This is a genomic window from Caldicoprobacter sp. (assembly GCF_047459465.1).
Taxonomy (GTDB): Bacteria; Bacillota; Clostridia; order Caldicoprobacterales; family Caldicoprobacteraceae; genus Caldicoprobacter.
Genome location: NZ_VSCO01000020.1, coordinates 1 through 19,880 on the forward strand (window position 1 = coordinate 1; position 19,880 = coordinate 19,880).

Annotated in this window: 19 protein-coding genes; 3 read left to right on the plus strand and 16 right to left on the minus strand. The window is 48.4% G+C overall.

Annotated features, from left to right (window positions below; all coding sequences use genetic code 11):
- The 14 genes from FWJ59_RS02510 to gpr all read right to left on the minus strand — a co-directional run.
- The coding region (locus FWJ59_RS02510; protein WP_414480414.1) for an endonuclease/exonuclease/phosphatase family protein at positions 1–346 on the minus strand (346 nt) is incomplete at its 3' end.
- A 328-nt stretch (positions 347–674) separates the two neighbouring features.
- Complete coding sequence (gene rpsU, locus FWJ59_RS02515; RefSeq protein ID WP_414480415.1) at positions 675–860, minus strand: 30S ribosomal protein S21; 186 nt, start codon at positions 858–860, stop codon at positions 675–677.
- A gap of 184 nt (positions 861–1,044) precedes the next feature.
- Entirely contained in the window at positions 1,045–1,389 is a 345-nt protein-coding gene (locus tag FWJ59_RS02520) for a histidine triad nucleotide-binding protein (RefSeq protein WP_414480416.1), read from the minus strand.
- Positions 1,390–1,496: 107 nt separating this feature from the next.
- Positions 1,497–2,831: a tRNA (N(6)-L-threonylcarbamoyladenosine(37)-C(2))-methylthiotransferase MtaB gene (mtaB, locus tag FWJ59_RS02525; RefSeq protein WP_414480417.1), complete on the minus strand. Its 1,335-nt coding sequence runs from the start codon at positions 2,829–2,831 to the stop codon at positions 1,497–1,499.
- Positions 2,816–3,571 (minus strand): 16S rRNA (uracil(1498)-N(3))-methyltransferase, encoded by a 756-nt coding sequence (locus FWJ59_RS02530; RefSeq protein ID WP_414480418.1) that lies wholly within the window; start codon positions 3,569–3,571, stop codon positions 2,816–2,818. The genes mtaB and FWJ59_RS02530 overlap by 16 nt, the downstream gene beginning before the upstream one ends.
- A complete protein-coding gene (prmA, locus tag FWJ59_RS02535) occupies positions 3,564–4,508 on the minus strand; it encodes a 50S ribosomal protein L11 methyltransferase (RefSeq protein WP_414480419.1) in 945 nt (314 codons plus the stop codon). Before prmA ends, FWJ59_RS02530 begins: the two co-directional genes overlap by 8 nt.
- Before the next feature lie 48 nt (positions 4,509–4,556).
- A complete protein-coding gene (gene dnaJ / locus FWJ59_RS02540) occupies positions 4,557–5,684 on the minus strand; it encodes a molecular chaperone DnaJ (RefSeq protein ID WP_414480432.1) in 1,128 nt (375 codons plus the stop codon).
- A 125-nt stretch (positions 5,685–5,809) separates the two neighbouring features.
- Positions 5,810–7,651 carry a molecular chaperone DnaK gene (gene dnaK / locus FWJ59_RS02545; RefSeq protein ID WP_414480420.1) on the minus strand — a complete coding sequence of 614 codons (1,842 nt, stop codon included), beginning with the start codon at positions 7,649–7,651 and terminating at the stop codon, positions 5,810–5,812.
- A 40-nt stretch (positions 7,652–7,691) separates the two neighbouring features.
- On the minus strand, positions 7,692–8,387 hold the full coding sequence (gene grpE, locus FWJ59_RS02550; RefSeq protein ID WP_414480421.1) for a nucleotide exchange factor GrpE: 696 nt from the start codon (positions 8,385–8,387) through the stop codon (positions 7,692–7,694).
- Between the two features lie 50 nt (positions 8,388–8,437).
- Positions 8,438–9,472, minus strand: a complete 1,035-nt coding sequence (gene hrcA / locus FWJ59_RS02555; protein WP_414480422.1) for a heat-inducible transcriptional repressor HrcA — start codon at positions 9,470–9,472, stop codon at positions 8,438–8,440.
- 97 nt (positions 9,473–9,569) lie between these two features.
- A complete protein-coding gene (gene hemW / locus FWJ59_RS02560; protein WP_414480423.1) occupies positions 9,570–10,706 on the minus strand; it encodes a radical SAM family heme chaperone HemW in 1,137 nt (378 codons plus the stop codon).
- A 15-nt stretch (positions 10,707–10,721) separates the two neighbouring features.
- Entirely contained in the window at positions 10,722–12,527 is a 1,806-nt protein-coding gene (lepA, locus tag FWJ59_RS02565; RefSeq protein ID WP_414480424.1) for a translation elongation factor 4, read from the minus strand.
- A 434-nt stretch (positions 12,528–12,961) separates the two neighbouring features.
- Complete coding sequence (spoIIP, locus tag FWJ59_RS02570; protein ID WP_414480425.1) at positions 12,962–14,047, minus strand: stage II sporulation protein P; 1,086 nt, start codon at positions 14,045–14,047, stop codon at positions 12,962–12,964.
- A 79-nt stretch (positions 14,048–14,126) separates the two neighbouring features.
- On the minus strand, positions 14,127–15,101 hold the full coding sequence (gpr, locus tag FWJ59_RS02575; protein ID WP_414480426.1) for a GPR endopeptidase: 975 nt from the start codon (positions 15,099–15,101) through the stop codon (positions 14,127–14,129).
- Between the two features lie 283 nt (positions 15,102–15,384).
- Here gpr and rpsT point away from each other — a divergent pair, with 283 nt between their 5' ends.
- Positions 15,385–15,669 carry a 30S ribosomal protein S20 gene (rpsT, locus tag FWJ59_RS02580; RefSeq protein WP_414480427.1) on the plus strand — a complete coding sequence of 95 codons (285 nt, stop codon included), beginning with the start codon at positions 15,385–15,387 and terminating at the stop codon, positions 15,667–15,669.
- Between the two features lie 152 nt (positions 15,670–15,821).
- Here rpsT and holA read toward each other — a convergent pair whose 3' ends face one another.
- Positions 15,822–16,838: a DNA polymerase III subunit delta gene (gene holA / locus FWJ59_RS02585; RefSeq protein WP_414480428.1), complete on the minus strand. Its 1,017-nt coding sequence runs from the start codon at positions 16,836–16,838 to the stop codon at positions 15,822–15,824.
- A gap of 183 nt (positions 16,839–17,021) precedes the next feature.
- Here holA and lysA point away from each other — a divergent pair, with 183 nt between their 5' ends.
- Complete coding sequence (gene lysA, locus FWJ59_RS02590) at positions 17,022–18,275, plus strand: diaminopimelate decarboxylase (RefSeq protein ID WP_414480429.1); 1,254 nt, start codon at positions 17,022–17,024, stop codon at positions 18,273–18,275.
- 278 nt (positions 18,276–18,553) lie between these two features.
- On the plus strand, positions 18,554–19,420 hold the full coding sequence (locus tag FWJ59_RS02595; RefSeq protein ID WP_414480430.1) for a DegV family protein: 867 nt from the start codon (positions 18,554–18,556) through the stop codon (positions 19,418–19,420).
- Positions 19,421–19,521: 101 nt separating this feature from the next.
- On the opposite strand, the gene FWJ59_RS02600 is transcribed toward FWJ59_RS02595, so the two are convergent.
- On the minus strand, positions 19,522–19,880 hold a 359-nt coding region (locus FWJ59_RS02600), incomplete at its 5' end, for a zinc ribbon domain-containing protein (RefSeq protein ID WP_414480431.1).

Genomic DNA, 19,880 nt, shown 5'->3' on the forward strand with positions numbered 1-19,880 from the left:
TCTGAAGGGCAATGATATGCGCCTTAGAATCCTTGATCTCCTCTATTATGGAGTCCAAGCTCTCCTTGCCATCGTGGTCCATCCCATGGCGTATATTGAAGCTCAAGAGCAGTATTTCCTTACTATCTTCAGTTAGCATATCGCTACCGTCCTCAAACTGGTCATAGGGCGCAACCCTTGATACATCGCTCCTGTCAAGAGGAGGGGATGGCGCTACCGATATCTTCACAACGCCTTCGTGGTAGCTCACATAATTGGTTTTAAAATCCACAAAAGCCACCAGCTGGTATGCGGTAAACAAAGCCACTAAAAAGACTATAAGATCACCTATGCGCTTGTGCTTCACAACCCCCTCCCCCCTTCATTGTGTGCTCCGCCTTCAAAGCTATTCGCCTAACCAGCTTGGTACTCCCGTTTTTATTATACTATATATTGCATCAACTTTCATCATTATAGCACAATTATGCATCAATTAATTTTTGCAATACATCATATTTATACTAAAAAACCTGGTGCACACGCACCAGGTTTATAATTTGAGAATCATTTCCTCCCCTTGTAGCGCTTGTCATTCAAAAAAGCTTTTTTACTGCCACAGATGTCATTTCATAGCCTGCTTTCACACAGCCTTCTCTTCGCCGATCGAGGGAGGGATAGCCTTCTTCTACCGCAAATTAGCGGTATCTTCTCTTTCTGCGAGCCGCTTCAGCCTTTTTCTTGCGTCGTACGCTGGGCTTTTCATAGTGCTCTCGCTTGCGTAGCTCAGCCAGAACGCCTGCACGGGCACACTGGCGCTTAAACCGCCTTAAAGCGCTCTCAAACGATTCGTTTTCTCCAACCCTGACTTCAACTTCTGCCATACCTTTTCCCTCCCTCCGCCAACACGATTATCAACAAGCCTGCAGACCTACAAAAGCGCAGGCCCATCAACCCACATTAAAATCCCAACTTGCTGTCGTCTGCAAAAGGGTCAATCACGTGCAGCAATGTAATTATTATAACCTCTGCTTCCCTCGCGTGTCAACAAACAAAAAATCGATGGCATCAGCCCGGCGGCCAAGTAAGGCTTCTGCCGCCCAGCACATGGTAATGCAGATGGTTTACCGCTTGTCCTGCATCCTTGCCGCAATTTACCACTACCCTGTAGCCACTGTCCTTTATGCCCAATTTTTCAGCAATCTTAGGCAGGTTAGCAAATAGGTGGGCTATCACCTGGCTGTTTTCCTGGGTCACCTCATTGACGGAAGAAATGTGCTGCTTGGGTATTACCAGCACGTGTACGGGCGCTTTGGGGTCAATATCATGAAAGGCTAGTATGCTGTCATCCTCATAAACTATCCTGGAAGGAATTTGCTTGTTCACTATCCTGCAGAATATACAGTCCTCCATAAGATTACCTCCTCACGTGGTTTTAAATTCTACCCATACATAATTCTACCACATATTGGCCATTAAATCATCCTTCATCTTTATAGGACAGCCAATTTTATCTGACATCAACCGCCTTGTACCTTGCCCACCATGTAATCATCCTTTACTTCCTTCAGTTCGACTTTGAGGATCTGTCCCTTCAAATTCCGTTGGCCATGCGCCACAACCCTTATATAGTGCTGGGTATATCCTTCATAGGTTTGAGCCCCGCAGGGGCTTTCCTGCTCGAAATAGACCTCCTCAACTCTGCCCACAAAGCCCTCCATATAACGCTGTGCCATCCTGTGTCCAACATCTATCAGTACGCGGCTGCGCTGCTCCTTTATCTTCAATGGTACCTGATTGGGGAATTGCGCCGCCGGAGTCCCCTCCCTGCGAGAGTACTGAAACACGTGCAACCTGCTAAAACCTATCTCCTGTACAAAATTCACGGTTTCCTCAAACTCGGCATCGGTCTCCCCGGGGAAGCCCACCATCACATCGGTGGTTATGGCGGCATCGGGAAAACTATCGCGTATCATGCCTATGGCCTGACCATACTGTTGTGTGGTGTACCGCCTTTTCATCCTCTGAAGAACGGTATCGCTACCGCTTTGAAGCGGAACGTGAAAATGCCGGCACACCTTGTGAAGTTTTACAATCCCCTTCACAAACTCGGGGGTTATGAAATTGGGCTCGATTGAACCCAAGCGTATCCTGGCTAGCCCCTCTATGGCATTTAATTTCTCGAGCAGATATACCAGGTTGACACCCTCCAGCTCCTTTTGAAGATCCATTCCATATGAGGCCAGATGGATCCCCGTCAGCACTATCTCCTTAAATCCCGCATCCGCTAAACGCCTTGCCTCCTCCAATACTTCCTGCGGGCGCCTGCTCCGTATGGGGCCTCGTGTGTATGGTATTATGCAGTAAGTGCAAAACTGGTTGCAGCCCTCCTGGACCTTGAGGATGGCCCTGGTCCTTCCTTCATATGAGCTTATGGGTGTGTTCTCGAATTCCCTAACCTTCATTATATCCCTGACGTCCACCATCACTTCTCCGCTCGATTGAGCCTGCTCCACCAAATCCACGATTCTGTGCCGTTCCTGCGTGCCCAGCACCAGCTTGACGCCAGGGATTTTAGCCGCTTCTTCGGCTGACCTCTGGGCAAAGCAGCCCACCACCACTATGGCTGCCTCGGGATTGGTCCGATAGGCCTTGCGTATCATCTGCCTGGACTTCCTATCGGCAAGGTTAGTTACGGTACAGGTATTGATCACATATATATCGGCCTTTTCATCGAAATCCACTATGCGATACCCACGGCTTTCAAACTGCTCCATCATGGCCTGGGTATCGTACTGATTTACCTTGCACCCTAAGGTATAAAAAGCAACTCTTTTTCCTACTCCGCCGTCCATTGCATCTCCCCTGTATAAAACATGATTGCAGATAATATGGCCATTCCTACCGTCTCGGTCCTCAATATCCTGGGCCCCAGGGAAACGATGTTCCATCCAGTATCCCTTGCCGCCTCAACCTCTTGTTCTTCCCAGCCGCCTTCGGGGCCTACCATAACGGCTATGCCATCCTTCCAGCTACTTGTCGCTTCAAAAACCCCTTTGAGGCCTGCCTTCCTTTCGTTCTCCCACGGGAATATGCGAAGCATCTCAGGCGACTGGCCTATAGCCTGGCTAAAGGGCACCGGCAGAGATACCTCGGGGATGATTCCCCTTCTGCTCTGCTTGGCGGCTTCTTTGGCAATCCTCTGCCAGCGGGAAACCTTATGGATTTCATCTCGAGCAGCTTTGAGCTTCACTATGGTCCTTGCGGTGATCACCGGGATCACCTTATGGACTCCCAGCTCAACGCACTTCTGTATTATGAGGTCCATCTTGGAGCTTTTGGGAATAGCCTGATACAGCACCACCTTGACCCTGGGCTCGCCCCGACTTGGAAAACACCTCTCTATATGGACCTCCACCTCATTCTTGCTCACGCTCTCTATTACGGCTTCATAATCGTTCCCCTGGCCGTCGCACAGCTCTACCGCATCTCCCCGGCGCAATCGAAGCACTCTGGAGATGTGCTCGGCATCCTCGCCCTCAATAAATGCCGTATCGTTCATAATTTGCTGTCTATCTATAAAAAACCTATGCATGTCTGGCCACCACCACCGCCCAGTCGTCCATGGTGCGATACTCCATCTGATCATAGCCTTCCCTTTCAAGAGCCTTCAGCACGTCATCCAGCCGATCGAGTATGATACCCGAAGCTATGAAAATACCGCCTGCCTTCAAAAGGTCCTTGGCCGGCCGTGCAAGGGCGATGATGGCGTCGGCTATGATGTTGGCTACAACCAGGTCGTATTTGCCCTGTACGCCATCAACCAGGTTGCCCTGCAACACATCCATCCGAGAAAGCACTCCATTTTGCATGGCGTTCTGGCGAGCAATCCTTACAGCATTGGCATCGATGTCCACCGCCACTGCATGGCTTGCTCCTAAAAGCAAAGAAGCTATGGCCAGAATGCCCGTCCCGCAGCCCACGTCAAGTACGCAGCACGAAGGAAAAACGCGCTTTTCTAGCTCCTGTATGCATAGAATGGTGGTCTGATGAGTCCCCGTCCCGAATGCCATGCCGGGATCAAGCTCCAGCACTATCTCCCCTTCCTGAGGGAGGTATTCTTCCCATGTAGGCTTGACCACAATCCTTTGTCCTACTTTGACAGGCTTGAAATACTTCTTCCAGTTGTTTGCCCAGTCCTCCTCATGCATGCTGGTAAGGCTCAGCTCGCCCGATCCCACATCAAATCCCAGATCCTGCCCTTTTAGCCACTCTATCCTTTCCCTGATATATTGAAGCTTATCGTGAAACTCGGCATCATTGGGCAGGTACCCCTTGATGGTCACCTCATCATTTAGATTTTTCAAAAGCGACTCATCCACCAGTTCCCAATCAGCATTTTCCTCAATGAAGGCGGAAATATCCCTGGGATCCTCGATGACAACCCCCTCAACCCCCGCCTCATACAGGGGCTGGGCCATCACATCCACCCCTTCATGAGTGGTCTTTATGCTTATCTCTATCCAGTTCATCCTCCACCCCTCCGCCTTCATTGAATTGATAAACCGCCATATAGCCGGTTAAACTCCAAAAGCGTCTTTCATCTTATCGAAAAAGGACTTTTTCTCATCTTGCTCCCTGTATTCCCTGCTCAATTCCTCAAATTGCCTTATAAGCTCCTTCTGCTTTTCGGTAAGCCGCCTGGGCACCTCTACGTTTACCTTGACGTACAGGTCTCCTCGCGCGTTGCTTCTCAAATGGGGAATGCCTTTATTTCTCAAGCGAAACACCGTTCCGGGCTGCGTACCTTCGGGAATGCGGTACTTTATCTTTCCTTCAAGGGTGGGCACCTCAATCTCGGCGCCCAGCGCTGCCTGACCGAAAGTTATGGGCACCTCGCAGTACAGATCATAGCCTTCCCGTTTGAAAACCTTATGAGGTAGTACCGTTATATACACGTACAGGTCTCCCGGAGGACCGCCGTGCTCTCCCGCTTCGCCTTCGCCTCTTAAGGTTATGACCTGACCGGTATCAATTCCAGCGGGAATATTTATGCTGATTTTCCTTATTCTTCTTATCTTCTTCCTGCCATTGCAGCGCCTGCACGGATCCTCTATTATGGTACCCTCTCCATGGCACCTTTCACACGTCCTCACATTTACAAAGCGTCCAAAAGCAGTAGTCTGTGAATACGAAACCTCGCCCGTCCCCTTACATACCGGACAGGTTACCGGATGTGTACCGCTCTTTGCGCCTGTACCCCTGCATTCAGGGCAAACTTCCATGCGCGCAACTTCTATCTCCTTTTTGGTACCAAAGGCCGCTTCCTCAAAGGATATATCCAGGTCATAGCGTATATCGGCCCCCCGTACAGGCGCATTCCTCCGGCGCCTTGCAGAAGTACCAAACCCTATATCCCCGAAGAACATGTCGAATATATCATCTATGCCGCCGAAATCAAATCCGCCAAACCCTTGCCCAGTAGGCCCTTCATGGCCATACCTATCATACTGGGCACGGGTCTCGGGATTGATAAGCACGTTATAAGCTTCGTTGATCTCCTTGAACTTGGCTTCGGCTTCAGGATCACCAGGATTTAAATCGGGATGATACTTCTTAGCTAGATTCCTATAAGCCCTCTTGATTTCATCCTCGGTAGCGTTGCGATCCACTCCTAGTATCTCGTAGTAGTCCTTCTTCTTTTCCAACGCCGTCCACCACCTTTCAGCCATGCCTCCCACAGCGCGCACAACAAAAAAGAATTCTGGAAAAAGCCAAAACCGCTAGGGTTTTGGCTTTTTCCAGGTTACAAACACTCATTATTATACACCAATTATTTATTGTCGTCCATCACTTCATAATCGGCATCTACTACATCATCATCCTTTGCACTCTTTCCCTTTCCTGCCGCATTCTGGCCTGAAGCGCCGCCTGAAGCCTTGGCCTGTTGCTGATATATCCTGCCGAATATCTCATACGACACCTGCGTGAGCTTCTCGGTGGCAGCCTTGATCTTGTCTATATCGTTGCTCTCAACGGCCTTCCTGGTGGCTTCTATTTCCTTCTGAATCCTGTCCTTATCCTCCTTGCTGACCTTATCACCCATCTCCCTCAAGGTCTTCTCGGTGTTGTAGATGAGGGAGTCGGCATTGTTCTTGGCCTCCACTAGCTGCTTACGTTTCTTGTCCTCCTCGGCATACCTTTCGGCGTCCTTAATGGCCCTTTGTATCTCTTCTTCGGACAGGTGAGTGGTTGCCGTAATGGTAATCTTCTGCTCCTTACCCGTACCTAGATCCTTTGCAGAAACATGTACGATGCCGTTAGCGTCTATATCAAACGTCACCTCTATCTGAGGTACGCCCCTGGGAGCAGGAGGTATTCCGTCCAGTATAAAACGCCCAAGGGTCTTGTTGTCAGCCGCCATGGGCCGCTCGCCCTGCAGCACGTGTATCTCTACGCTGGTCTGACCATCGGCAGCAGTAGTGAATATCTGGCTCTTTCTGGTGGGTATGGTGGTATTCCTCTCTATGATCTTGGTAAATACCCCACCCAACGTCTCGATACCCAGCGAAAGGGGAGTGACGTCAAGCAGCAGCACATCTTTTACCTCTCCTGCCAGAACGGCAGCCTGAATAGCGGCACCAATGGCTACGCACTCGTCAGGGTTGATTCCCTTGTAGGGCTCCTTGCCGGTAGCCTTCTTCACGGCTTCCTGAACCGCAGGAATCCTGGTGGAACCTCCCACGAGGATTACCTTGTCTATGTCATCGGGAGTAAGGCCGGCGTCGCTGAGCGCCTGTCTCAGCGGTCCCATGGTCATCTCCACCAGGTCAGCCGTAAGCTCCTCAAACTTGGCCCTGGTAAGCGTCATGTCCAGGTGTTTGGGACCAGAAGCATCGGCCGTGATGAAGGGGAGGTTTATGTTGGTAGTAAGGGTGCTGGAAAGCTCTATCTTGGCTTTTTCAGCTGCCTCCTTTAGCCTCTGCAGAGCCATCTTATCCTTTCTCAGGTCGATGCCGTGTTCCTTCATAAATTCATCGGCTATGTAATCGATGATCCTCTGATCAAAGTCATCTCCTCCCAAGCGATTGTTGCCGCTGGTAGCCAACACTTCGAACACGCCATCGCCGATTTCAAGTATGGATACGTCAAAGGTACCACCGCCCAGGTCATACACCAGTATCTTTTGGTTGCCCTCTTTGTCAAGTCCGTACGCCAAAGCCGCAGCGGTAGGCTCGTTGATTATGCGCAGCACCTCCAGCCCCGCAATCCTTCCCGCATTCTTGGTAGCCTGGCGCTGGCTATCGCTGAAGTAAGCCGGTACGGTGATAACGGCTTGTGTTATGGGTTCACCCAGATAGGCCTCTGCATCCTGCTTCAGCTTCATAAGGATCATTGCTGATATTTCCTCAGGCGAATACTCTTTATCATCTATTTTAACCCTGTAATTGGTACCCATGCGCCTCTTTATGGAGATCACGGTGCGTTCAGGGTTGGTTATGGCCTGCCGCTTGGCTACCTGCCCCACCAAGCGCTCTCCCGTCTTGGTAAAGGCTACAACAGAAGGAGTCACTCTAGCACCTTCTGCATTAGGGATTACTACCGGTTGTCCTCCTTCCATAACAGCAACGCATGAATTAGTAGTCCCAAGGTCTATACCAATCACCTTTCCCATATTTATTCCTCCTTTTATCCTCCAATTTAAATTTCGAAAACTATTGCTTGACAGCCACTTTAACCATGCTGTGGCGTATTACCCTATCTTTGTATTTATAGCCTTTTTGAAGAACTTCAACCACGGTGTTATCCTCAACACCCTCCTCGCACTCGGCTCTCATCACGGCCTCATGAAGTTCCGGATCAAAGCTCTTACCCAGAGCTTCTATCTCTTCCACTCCCAATTTGTTGAGCACATCTTTAAACTGCCGCACTACCATTTCAACACCCTTAGCGATGGCCTCATGGGAAGAACTTTCTTTGGCCGAATCGAGAGCCCTTTCCAGGTTATCCAAAACGGGCAAAAATGCCTTTACGACATCGGCAGTCGCCGCATCATATGCTTCAGCTATGGCGTTTTTATTTCTCCTTCGATAATTGTCAAAATCGGCCTGAATCCTTTGTGCCAGCGAAAGATATTCATCTCTCTCCTGCATGGCCTTCTCAAGCTGCTGTTGCAGGCTCTCAACAGTAGGAAGGGGCTGTTCATTCTCCACACAGCCCTCCTCTTGTTGCTGTTTAACTGCTCCTTCAGCAGTGCACTTCTCTAAGGGCTTATCGCCCCGATCGCAAGGCTCATCGCTCTGATTGCCTTCGCCGGCAACAGCGTCTCGGATATCATGCTTTAAATCCTCTTTCTCATCAATGGCCTGATCCTTAAGCTGGTCTTCCTTTGGCAAATTCTGGTTATCCATTAAAAATTTCACCGCCTTCTAGATATTTTGCAGACAGCTAAAAAATCATGCTATTCCTCAAAAAGGGAAGTCAGGTACTTGCTCACCGTCTCGCCCACGTAGCGAACCACAGAAACCGCCTTGGAATATTCCATGCGGGTAGGCCCTATAAGGCCCAAGGTACCCAGCACCTTATCCCCTATGCTATAGGTGGCCATAACTATGCTGCATTCTTTCATCTGCTCGTACTCGTTCTCGGTCCCTATGATCACCCTTACCCCTTGTTTATCATACTTGCTCAGAAGGTTGTACAGCAAATTCTTCTGCTCCATAAAGCTCAAGAATGTCCTCGCCTTCATGATATCCCGGTATTCCGGGAAATTGAATATATTGGTAGTGCCTCCCAAGTACACTTCCGTCTGTTCCTTCTGAGCAATGCTCTCAGTTAAAGCATCTATCAGGGAATTGAAAAATTCCCTCTGTTTGCTCATCTCCTTCTGCACATCCTGGATGGAGTTTATATCCACTTCTGCAAACGTCTTATCGCGATAGTGCTCGGTAAGCATGTTGGAAACTCGATCTAGATATCCCGGATCGATATCGGCCGGCACCCGGATAATGGTATCCTTTATTATGCCAGCAGAGGTTACCACCACCAATAGGGTATATTGCCCTTCTACAGGTATCAACTGGATGCGCTTTATCAATATCTTGTTGAGCTGGGGCCCTAGCACCACCGAGGTATAATTGGTAATATCGGATAGCACCTTAGCCACCTGCTCTATGATTTTCTCTATTTCAGTTGTCTTCTGCTCGTATATCTTCTTGATGTGTTCAGCTTCAACAGCGGTGAGCATCCTGATCTTCATCAATTTGTCCACATACAGCCGGTATGCCTTATCCGATGGAATACGCCCTGCTGACGTGTGCGGCTGATGTAAGTATCCCATCTCTTCCAGATCAGACATTTCATTCCTTATGGTAGCAGGGCTGATACCCATGCCGTATTTTTTTGCTATCGTTCTGGAGCCTACCGGCTCTCCCGAACAGATGTAATCGTCTATCACCGCCTGCAGTATCTGCAGCTTGCGCTTTCCCAGTTGCATAGATATCACCCCTCTTCCTGTTAGCACTCTCAACTGTTGAGTGCTAATCTATAATTAAGTTAACACTTTGCCACTTATTTGTCAATAGGTTTTTATGCTATTGCATAAATTCCAGCAAAGCGACATTTTGGACATCCATCCCCTTTTCTGTAAGCTTGATGGAAACCTCATCATCTATCAAAAGCCCCTGCTCCACCAGCTTTCTTATGGCTTTGCCGTAGTAGAACTCTATATCCTTGCCAAATCTGGCCTTAAATTTCTGTTTATTGACGCCCTCCACCAGGCGAAGCCCCATCATTATGGTCTCAAAGCGCTCATTCTCTTCCCCTATCCTTTCACGGTAGTTTATCTTCGGCGTACCATCGGTTACCGCACGTATATACTCCTCCACATCGCTGGTATTTGAAAACCTTTCATCATTAAAATAGGAATGCGCTCCACTTCCGCATCCTATATACTCTTCGTTGTGCCAGTATATAAGGTTGTGGACACATTCCTTCCCCGGTATGGCGAAATTGGATATTTCGTACTGCCTAAGCCCAAATCGCTTGACGTACTCCCTACCTTTGTAGTACATGAGCCTGTCCTCTTCCTGGCTTGGAAGCGAAAACTTTCCCTCTTCATACCATCGATGTAACGGAGTGCCGTCCTCCACCTTTAGGCTGTACATGGATATGTGTTGTATTTTCAATGAGCACACCTTCTCGAGTGTCTCCAGCCATTCCTCAATCGTCTGAGAGGGCAGCCCAAACATCACATCGACATTTATATTTTCAAACCCAGCCTCCTTTGCGTACATAATGCTCTGAACAAAATCGCTGCTGCTGTGTATCCTCCCCAGAAACCTTAAATGCCTATCCTGCCACGCCTGCAATCCTATGCTCAAGCGGTTGACTCCAGCGCTCCTTAAAGCGAAAAGGTCAGCCATGTCAACGGTGCCGGGATTGGCTTCAACGGTGATCTCCGCATTTTTCTGCACATTAAAGCTGTTAAAGCAAATTTCCAACAGTCTGGCTATCTGCTCACCAGAAAAAAGGGTAGGGGTGCCACCTCCCAAATATATGCTTTTGACAGCATAGTCGCGAACTTTTTCCTTCCACTCTAGTATCTCTCTGCACAGTGCCTCAAGGTAGGGTTGCATCCACCGTTCCATCCCCTGATAGGACGGAAAATCGCAGTAATGGCATTTTCTTGCGCAAAACGGAAAGTGTATATAAACGCCCAGCTGGCGCATATGCTTCCCTTCTCCCTAATTGAGCTTGAGCACCGACATGAAAGCTTCCTGAGGAACCTCTACCGAGCCCACCTGGCGCATCCTCTTTTTGCCTTCCTTCTGCTTTTCCAGCAGCTTTTTCTTGCGGGTAACGTCTCCGCCGTAACACTTGGCAAGGACGTCCTTTCTCAAGGCCTTTATGGTCTCGCGGGCTATAACCCTGCTTCCGATAGCCGCCTGGATGGGTATCTCAAACAGATGGCGGGGTATGACCTCCTTCAGCTTTTGAACGATGGCTCGACCCCTGGCATAGGCCTTATCCTTATGAACTATGACCGAAAGGGCATCCACCACCTGCCCGTTGAGCAGAATGTCCAGCTTAACCAGGTCGGACTCCTTATACCCTATCAGCTCATAATCAAAGGACGCATATCCCTTTGTTCTGGATTTGAGGGCGTCAAAAAAGTCGTATATGACCTCGTTAAGCGGTAACTCGTATGTCAGCATCACCCTAGTACTCTCAAGGTATTCCATATGCCTGTACTCTCCGCGACGTTCCTGGCACAGCTCCATGATATCCCCCACATACTCGGTGGGGGTTATGATTTGAGCCTTTACCACCGGTTCCTCCATGTGGTCTATCTCAGCAGGCGGTGGCATCTCGGTGGGATTGGAGACTTCCATCATTTCGCCGTTTTTCTTGTACACGCGATACACCACGCTGGGAGCAGTGGTTACCAGGTCTAAGTCATACTCCCGCTCTAGCCGCTCCTGGATGATCTCCATATGCAACAGCCCCAGGAAGCCGCACCTGAAACCAAACCCCAAGGCAGCCGACGTCTCGGGCTCAAACACCAGCGACGCGTCATTGAGCTGAAGCTTGGCCAACGCTTCCCTCAAATCCTCGTATTTTGCTCCATCGGCCGGATAAATGCCGCAATAAACCATGGGCTGAAGCTTTTTATATCCGGGAAGAGGTTCCGAAGCAGGCCTGTCGGCGCTGGTTATGGTATCTCCCACCCTGGTGTCGCCCACATTCTTTATCCCAGCAGCGATATAGCCTACATCCCCTGCCTTAAGCTCATCCACGGGAGTAAGATGCGGTCGGAATATGCCCACCTCGGTGACCTCAAACTCCTTGCCGTTGGACATGATCCTGATCCTCTGCCCCGCCTTTACGGTTCCTTCTTTTATCCTAACGTATGTGATAACCCCTCGATAGTTATCATAAAACGAATCGAATATAAGAGCCCTTAAGGGAGCATCCTCATCGCCCTCGGGTGGCGGTATTCTCTCGATGATCCTGTCCAGCACTTCCTCTATGCCTATTCCGTTTTTGGCCGAAATGAGCGGTGCATCCTGGGCATCCAGCCCGATCATCTCTTCAATCTGCTGCTTCGTCCAATCCGGCCGTGCGCTGGGAAGGTCGATCTTGTTAATCACCGGTATAATTTCCAGGTCGTGCTCCAGAGCCAAATAGAGGTTGGCAAGGGTTTGAGCCTGTATGCCCTGGGAGGCGTCGACCACCAGCAACGCTCCCTCACAGGCTGCCAGGCTTTTGGAAACCTCATAGGTAAAGTCTACGTGGCCTGGAGTATCTATAAGGTTCAATATATACTCCTCTCCGTCCTTGTATTTATATACAAGCCTCACAGCCTGGGCTTTAATGGTGATACCACGTTCCCGTTCGAGTTCCATGGTATCCAGTACCTGATCCTGCATTTCCCTTTCGGTCAAAGTGCCGGTCATCTCCAGCAAACGGTCAGCTAGGGTGGACTTTCCATGGTCTATATGAGCAATTATACAAAAATTCCGTATTTTGCTCTGTCTAGGATTGGGCATAGTATATTTTATTCCTCCTCTGTACCTCCCGTATCAAATTGTTTTTACCATAATAATTGTTTCTTACCATAATAATATAATAAAGGCTAAATTAAAAAGCAACACGCAAACTCTTGTCTCTGTGAAGAAACGTTTAATTAAGCGCAGCATCCTTTAGTAGGTATAATCAATTTATTGCCCAGAATGCAAAGGCAATTGCGAATAAACGCGAACGATATCATACCGTAATGCAAACCACTGCCATTAAAGATGGGCGCCATTTTTAATATGCGAAATCAGAACAATGAATCGATTTTAAAAGGAATGTCTAAAATCTTTGCAACGGGGAAACCCCTGAAACTGTTAGAATGCAAGGACCACGGAAGAACATAAAAATACAAAAAGTCGTAATGGGGTATAAAATATGCCTGCATTTTATGCAGGCTTTCACGAAATCACTCGATAATCTGGCTTAAAGCCTCAGCCAGATATTTGGTAGTTCTCTTGGCCTCCTCCAAGGTAGTCAAATTGCTGCCTATCTCAATCAGTATCGCCTTTGTGGATACGTGCTGGTTATACCTTGAAGGCTTGACGTATACCGGCTTGGCTATGCCGGGATATAGCTCGTTTAACTTGTTGGTAAGCCGCAGAGCAAATTTGTAATTTTCTTTCCAGTTCGGCTTTTCGAGAAAGCCGCCCACATATCCTTCGCCAGTGCCTATGACTACAAACAGTTTGGCAACCCTTTGCCCGTCTATGATCACCACTTCATCATCGGGGTTTTTGGCTCCCGGCTGATATGCATTCCTGTGCAAATCTATAAATATCTGCAACGATTTATATTCTGCCATTCGCTTTTTTATAGTCTCCAGCGACCTTTGATAGGCGGTGGAATGGTCTCCCTGTTCGTGTTCGGTACGGTCATGGAGTACGGGAATTCCTCTGGCCTGCAGCTGCCTTGCCAGTTCTTCCCCCACACTCACCACCGTGTGATTGAGGTCATCGCTGCGAAAGGCCTCAACCTCTTTATAGGGATTTTTCGGGTCTTGCCTGTAAGCCTCACGGGAATGGGTATGATATATGAGCACCTGAGGCCCTTCACCCGTCAGGGTAATAGGCCCCAAATCGTCCTTTATCTTAGATATCTCTATCTTTATCTCCTCGGACATATCCGGGTCGTGCTTTAAAAAAACTTCCGGTCCGTCGATATTGGGGTCCGTTTGGCGCTGTATGGACTCACCGCGGGACACGCTGGTTTCCACGGCAGTTTCTTCTACAGATTCCTTTTCGGCCGAGATGCCGCTCAAAAACGGCATCTGATATGTCAGGATGTTTCGCGGGTCATTCAACTCATCGAGCACCTTCAGATACAGCTGTCTCCCCTCTTCTATGGGACCCTTATCCTTCAACATGGCAGATAAATTGCCCTTGTATGCCCTGGCTATCAGATGATAGGCAAAAAAGGCCACCAATCCTATGACCATCGCCAACAAAAGGTAATACACGATGGCTTTGGCTCTAATAACCCGGATATGCACCATCCCCCATATCCCTCTTTCATCTATTATACTTTATATAGATATTCGGCTTTAAAAAGATATATGACAGCTTTCATCAATCTTAATTTATAAAATACTTTATATCCTCTATGGTCATGTCTTCATGGAGTGCTAGATTAAGCCCATCGGCCAGCACGTCGGCCACATAATCTATCAGCAGATCTATCTCCTTAGGAGTCACCACCAAATCCCCCAGCTCCTGGGTTACCACCTGATGTATCAAAGCATCCAGCTGCTCTTCGCCCATCTGCTTTAGCATCTGATAAAACTGGCTGTCCGCGGTAGCATGATCGACAAACTTATCTATCAGCATTTGCAGAGAATCGCGCCCTATGGTATATGCATAGACCACTGTGGGTACTCCAATAGCAATGGTGGGGACGCCCAAGGTCTCCTTATTGAGCCCCATCCGCTTGTTGCCTATACCAGATCCCGGGCTTATACCCGTATCTGCAATCTGGATGGTCATCCCGATCCTGTCTGTCCTGCGGGAAGCCAGGGCGTCTATGGCGATTACCAGGTCGGGCTTTAGCCTATCCACAATTCCCTTTATTATTTCTCCCGTTTCAATGCCGGTTATGCCCAGTACGCCGGGGGCTATAGCGCATACCGGCCGTAGCCTGTCATCTATTTGGTCGGGCAGGTACTCCAGAATATGCCGGGTAACTAACAACCTGTCAACTACCTTGGGCCCCAGCGAATCCGGGGTTATGTTCCAGTTGCCTAACCCTACCACCAGCGTCACGCTATTCTTATTTAAGGTTACCAGTTTTTTTATCTCCTGGGCTATGATTTTACTAAGCGTTTGCTGAAACTCGGGGTCCCTGTTCTTTATATCCGGTGCCTCCAGCGTTATATAATTTCCCTGGGGCTTACCCAGGCTCTCCTGACCCAAAGGCGACAAGATGTGCACCCGCGAAATCTTTACCCCTTCCACTTCTTCCTCATCAACCTTGACCCCGGGTATATAATCCCTATTTTGTTGTTGATAGAGTTCCCGCGCTTCCAAGGCCAAATCGGTACGTATGCTCCCCACTTGTCCATCATCCTTTCTAACTGATGAACTTTTAAACAAAAGGCGGTTATTGGAAGATCTCAAGCAAGACATCCACCAAAGGAGCAAAAGCTTCTCTTCTTATAATTTGTCATCGGAATTGACTTTTATACCTTAACCCTTAAAATCAGAAAACATCCTACCCACATACCTCCCCTATCTACAAACTTGCACCAACAGAGAATTGATGCCAACTTAATTCTTGCATTAGCGCTTGACTCATGGTAGAATAATTACCGTTGAAGCGGTAAAGGAGGTGAAACAGGTGGCAAATACCAAGTCGGCCCTTAAGAGGATAAGGATCATAAAAAAGCGTACCCTAAGAAACAAGATGATACGTTCCAGCGTCAAGACCATGATCAAGAAGTTTGAAAAGGCTCTGGAAGCCGGCGATATTGAGGGAGCAAAGGCATTGTTCCCGCAGGTGGTCAAAAAGATCGATATGGCCGTGTCGAAGGGCGTTATTCACAGAAATACCGGCAATCGCAAAAAGTCAAGACTGGCCATCCGCTTGAATCGTGCATTAGCGCAACAGCAAGTAGCGCAGTAACATCTCCTTTTCCGTACACCCTTGAAGGCGCAAATCCGCCATTTACAAAAACGCAAAAACCGCCATTTATCCCCGGCCAACAAAAGAGGGATAGTGTGGCGGCAATTTTGTATTATGACCATTGAGCCATCGTCTCAGCAAGCAGGACCAGCTCATTTATTGCACATGTTTATGATGAGCATTTCAATCCCCAGGCGCTGCTGTATTCTACCGCTCTTTATACCGTAATCAACCTTCAAGCACTCCCTGAGCCCCCTCTTTAGCTGTTCCATGCTGAAATAACGGCTCTGTTCCAGCCCCTTTTTGACGACATAGGGATGAAGGCCCAGCTTTTGCGCTATCTCTCTTTCCGAAAGCCCTTTTTGGGCAAGGCCCTTGCATTGAAATATTATACGCACCTGCCTGGCAATCATAGCCAGCAACGCAAATATGTTTTGCCCCTCGGCCAATAGCTGGTGAAGCAGAACCAAGGCCTGGTCAGCCTTTTTCATGCCTATGGCTTCCACCAGCTGGAATACGGTGTACTCCACAGCAGGCGTCACCACTTTATCAATGTCAGCGCGGGTTATCACGTTCCTATCGCCTATATATGCCATCAGCTTTTGAAGGTCGTTGTATATATCCTCCAGCCTGTTGCCGGCAATACTCACGTAATACTTTAGTGCAGATGGCTCCATCTGCTTACCGTGGCGTTTAAGCGTGCTTCTTATCCATGTCGCTATCTCCTCGGGCTTCAGCAGCTCAAACTCAACTACCTTGCCCGCCTTATCTATGGCGGTGAATAGGCCCTTTCGCTGGTTGACCTCCTCGGTACAATAAAAGACCAGGCAGGTGGAAGAGGGGATCCTGGGCAAATAGCTCTTGAGCTTATCCTCGTCAATGTTGCTGCGTCGACCACTCAGAAGGGCAGGCAGGTCCTTTATCACCACCAGCCTTCTATCCGACATAACCGGCAATGTCTCGCAGGCATTGATGATATCATCAGCGCTGGTAGCCTCGCCATCCAGCACCTGATGATTCAAGTCCTTAAGGCCCGGAGCTATAAGCGCCTGTGAAAGCTGCAAAAGTGCCTGCTCCTTTACGTATTCTTCTTGGCCATAAAACAAATACAGCCTGTCAATCTTCCCTTTTTTTATGTCATCAAATATCTCCATGTAGCCGGCCTTCAACCGATCTCACCCCTCGCCATTTGGCCCATCCCTTGGCCAATTACCATCTAGGACCCTTAACATAATTATAAGTTATTCCCAGCATGCACACAAGCACGTTGACAAATAGACAAATCTTTTGCTATAGTGTTATCATTAAAAATGCAAATTGATATTTTCCTGCTTGCATATGGAGGGAAAGGCATGAAGAACTACTACACGGAAGATGTTCGCTTTTATGGAAATACCAATCCCAAACGTCTTCTTGAAAAATATGGAAGCCCGCTTTATGTATACAACGAAAGTATACTGAGGCAACGTTGCAGAGAAATGATGAAGCTGGTCACCTATCCCAAGTTCCGGGTATACTATTCGACAAAGGCCAACTCCAACATATACCTGCTCAGGATAATCCATGAAGAAGGGCTGCATGCCGATGCTATATCTCCCGGTGAGATATTTTTCCTCCAGAAGGCAGGGTTCAAACCGCAGGAGATCTTCTATATAGGCAACAACGTATCTCCTCAGGAAATGAAGTTTGCCATAGAAAGCGGAGTAACCATAAGCGTTGATTCCCTATCACAGCTAGAGCAGTACGGAGCCTTAAATCCAGGGGGCAAGGTGGCCATCCGCATAAATCCTGGAATAGGCGCCGGCCACAGCGAAAAGGTGATGACAGCCGGTAACAATACGAAATTCGGGATATATCCCCATCTCATTCCCCAGGTAAAGCGCATATTGAAGGAGCATAACCTGAAGCTGGTGGGCATAAATCAGCACATAGGCTCATTGTTTATGGAACCAACGCCGTACATCGAGGCCGCGAAAACCCTCCTATCCATAGCTGAAGAATTCGACGAGCTGGAGTTTATAGACTTTGGAGGCGGCTTTGGCATACCCTATCGCAAGCAGGAAGGAGAAAAACGCCTTGACCTCAAGGCCCTGGGAGAACAACTTAACGAAATAATAGCCAGCTGGACGGCAAAGCACGGCATCTACCCCGCCTTTCAAATAGAGCCGGGCAGGTACATCGTCGCCGAATGCGGCGTGCTGCTGGGTGAGGTATACGCCGTAAAGGAGGGCTACAATACCACTTATGTAGGAACAGACCTGGGATTCAACGTGCTTATCCGTCCCGCCATGTACAACTCCCATCATGATGTGGAGGTGTATGATCAAAATGGGCAACCGGTTAAAACGGACCAATACCAAAATACCACTGTGGTGGGCAACATATGCGAAAGCGGCGACATCATCACCAAAAACAGGCTTCTGCCCATCATCAAAGAAGGCTATATCCTCGGCATCATGGACGCGGGAGCATATGGCTACTCCATGGCCTCCAACTACAACAGCCGCTTAAGGCCGGCCGAAGTTTTGATAGACAAGAATGGCAATGATAGGCTCATCAGGAGAAGAGAGAACTTTGATGACCTTTTGAGCACCTTCAACTTCTAATGCCACCCGCAGGAGCTTTAGCCCACCCATCGTCATTTTATATGAAAACACTCGGCGAAAGATGGAGCGCAGAACACAACCGCCTGGTTAAGAAGAGTTACGTGGTATAAATAATTTGTATAGCATAGTAAATAGTATAGTAAAAATAGATAAAAATCCATACGCTACACCTAAAAGCATACCGCAAAACGGCCAGTAAGCTTTTTTAAAGCATTTGCCGCTCATGTATGAGAGCCTTGGGTAAAACTATTTCGAGAAGGATAAGAGGTGAGAGGTTTATGCAAACCGTTATCATTGCAGATACCTGTAGCGACCTCCCTTTTGAATACGTGAAGCAACACGACATCCCACTCATACGCTTTACGTACAATTTTAAAGGCAATGAATACGTCGATGACTTTGGTCAAACGATATCATACAAGTATTTTTACAACGCTATGAGGGATGGGGAGACTCCCACCACTTCGCAGGTCAACGTTCAAACCTACGCAGAAGCTTTCAGAAAATACGCGGCAGAAGAAAAGTCGATCATATACCTGTGCTTTTCGTCGGCCTTAAGCGGCAGCTACAATAACGCACTTTTGGCCCGGGATTTGGTAATGGAGGAATATCCCCACGCAGACATAACCGTCATCGACACCAAATGTGCATCTCTTGGCGAAGGGTTAATTGTGTACTATGCCATGGAAATGCTGGAACGAGGCGCATCCAAGAAGGAAATAATAAACTGGGTTGAACAAAACAAGCTGAAGATGCATCACTGGTTCACCGTCGAGGACCTGCAATATCTCAAGAGGAGTGGAAGGCTGTCGGGTACAGCCGCGTTTATTGGCAACATACTGGACATTAAGCCCGTACTCCACGTGGACAGAGAAGGGCGCCTTGTCCCGGTGCTTAAAGTAAAGGGGCGCAAGAAATCCATTCGGACACTGGTGGAAAAAATGGAAGAGCACATCGCCAATCCGGAACAGCAGGTGGTTGCCATAAGCCACAGCGACTCAGAAGAAGATGCCCAATACGTAGCGGAGCTAATACGCTCAAAATTCCCGGTAAAGGATATAATCATAAATCAAATAGGCCCTGTGATAGGGTCGCACTCAGGGCCTGGTACACTAGCGGTATTTTTCCTGGGAGAATTGCGGTAAACTCTTCTCTGGGGAATCGCCAGCGCGATTCCCTTTTTAATTACATCTTTGCGGTATATTAATTTTTATAGGGAATCAAACAACTGGCTGCTATCGTCTCTTTAATGTACTTTTTGGCCGCAATAGGGGCAATATGCAAAGGAACGATGGAGTACGGCGCCACAGCTCGGGCATTGATTGCCGAAATAGGTCTGCACCTCTTCAAGCCTGTTTACGTCCACATCGGTGCTGTTCTTAAGCTCATCGACGTAGTCGGGAGGCACCCTAAAAATCCTGTTGCAGCACCTGAACTTCATGTAGTACCTTTTGTTCCACTTAAATATCGGGATAAAGAAAAAGTGAAAATAGGTGTACTCCTCAATCAGTTCGCCCCTCGAGAGGCTACCACACTTGCATATGACATTGGGGTATTCCCTTACAACCCTTTGCTTGTCCTGTATACCGAATATTCCGATGAAGA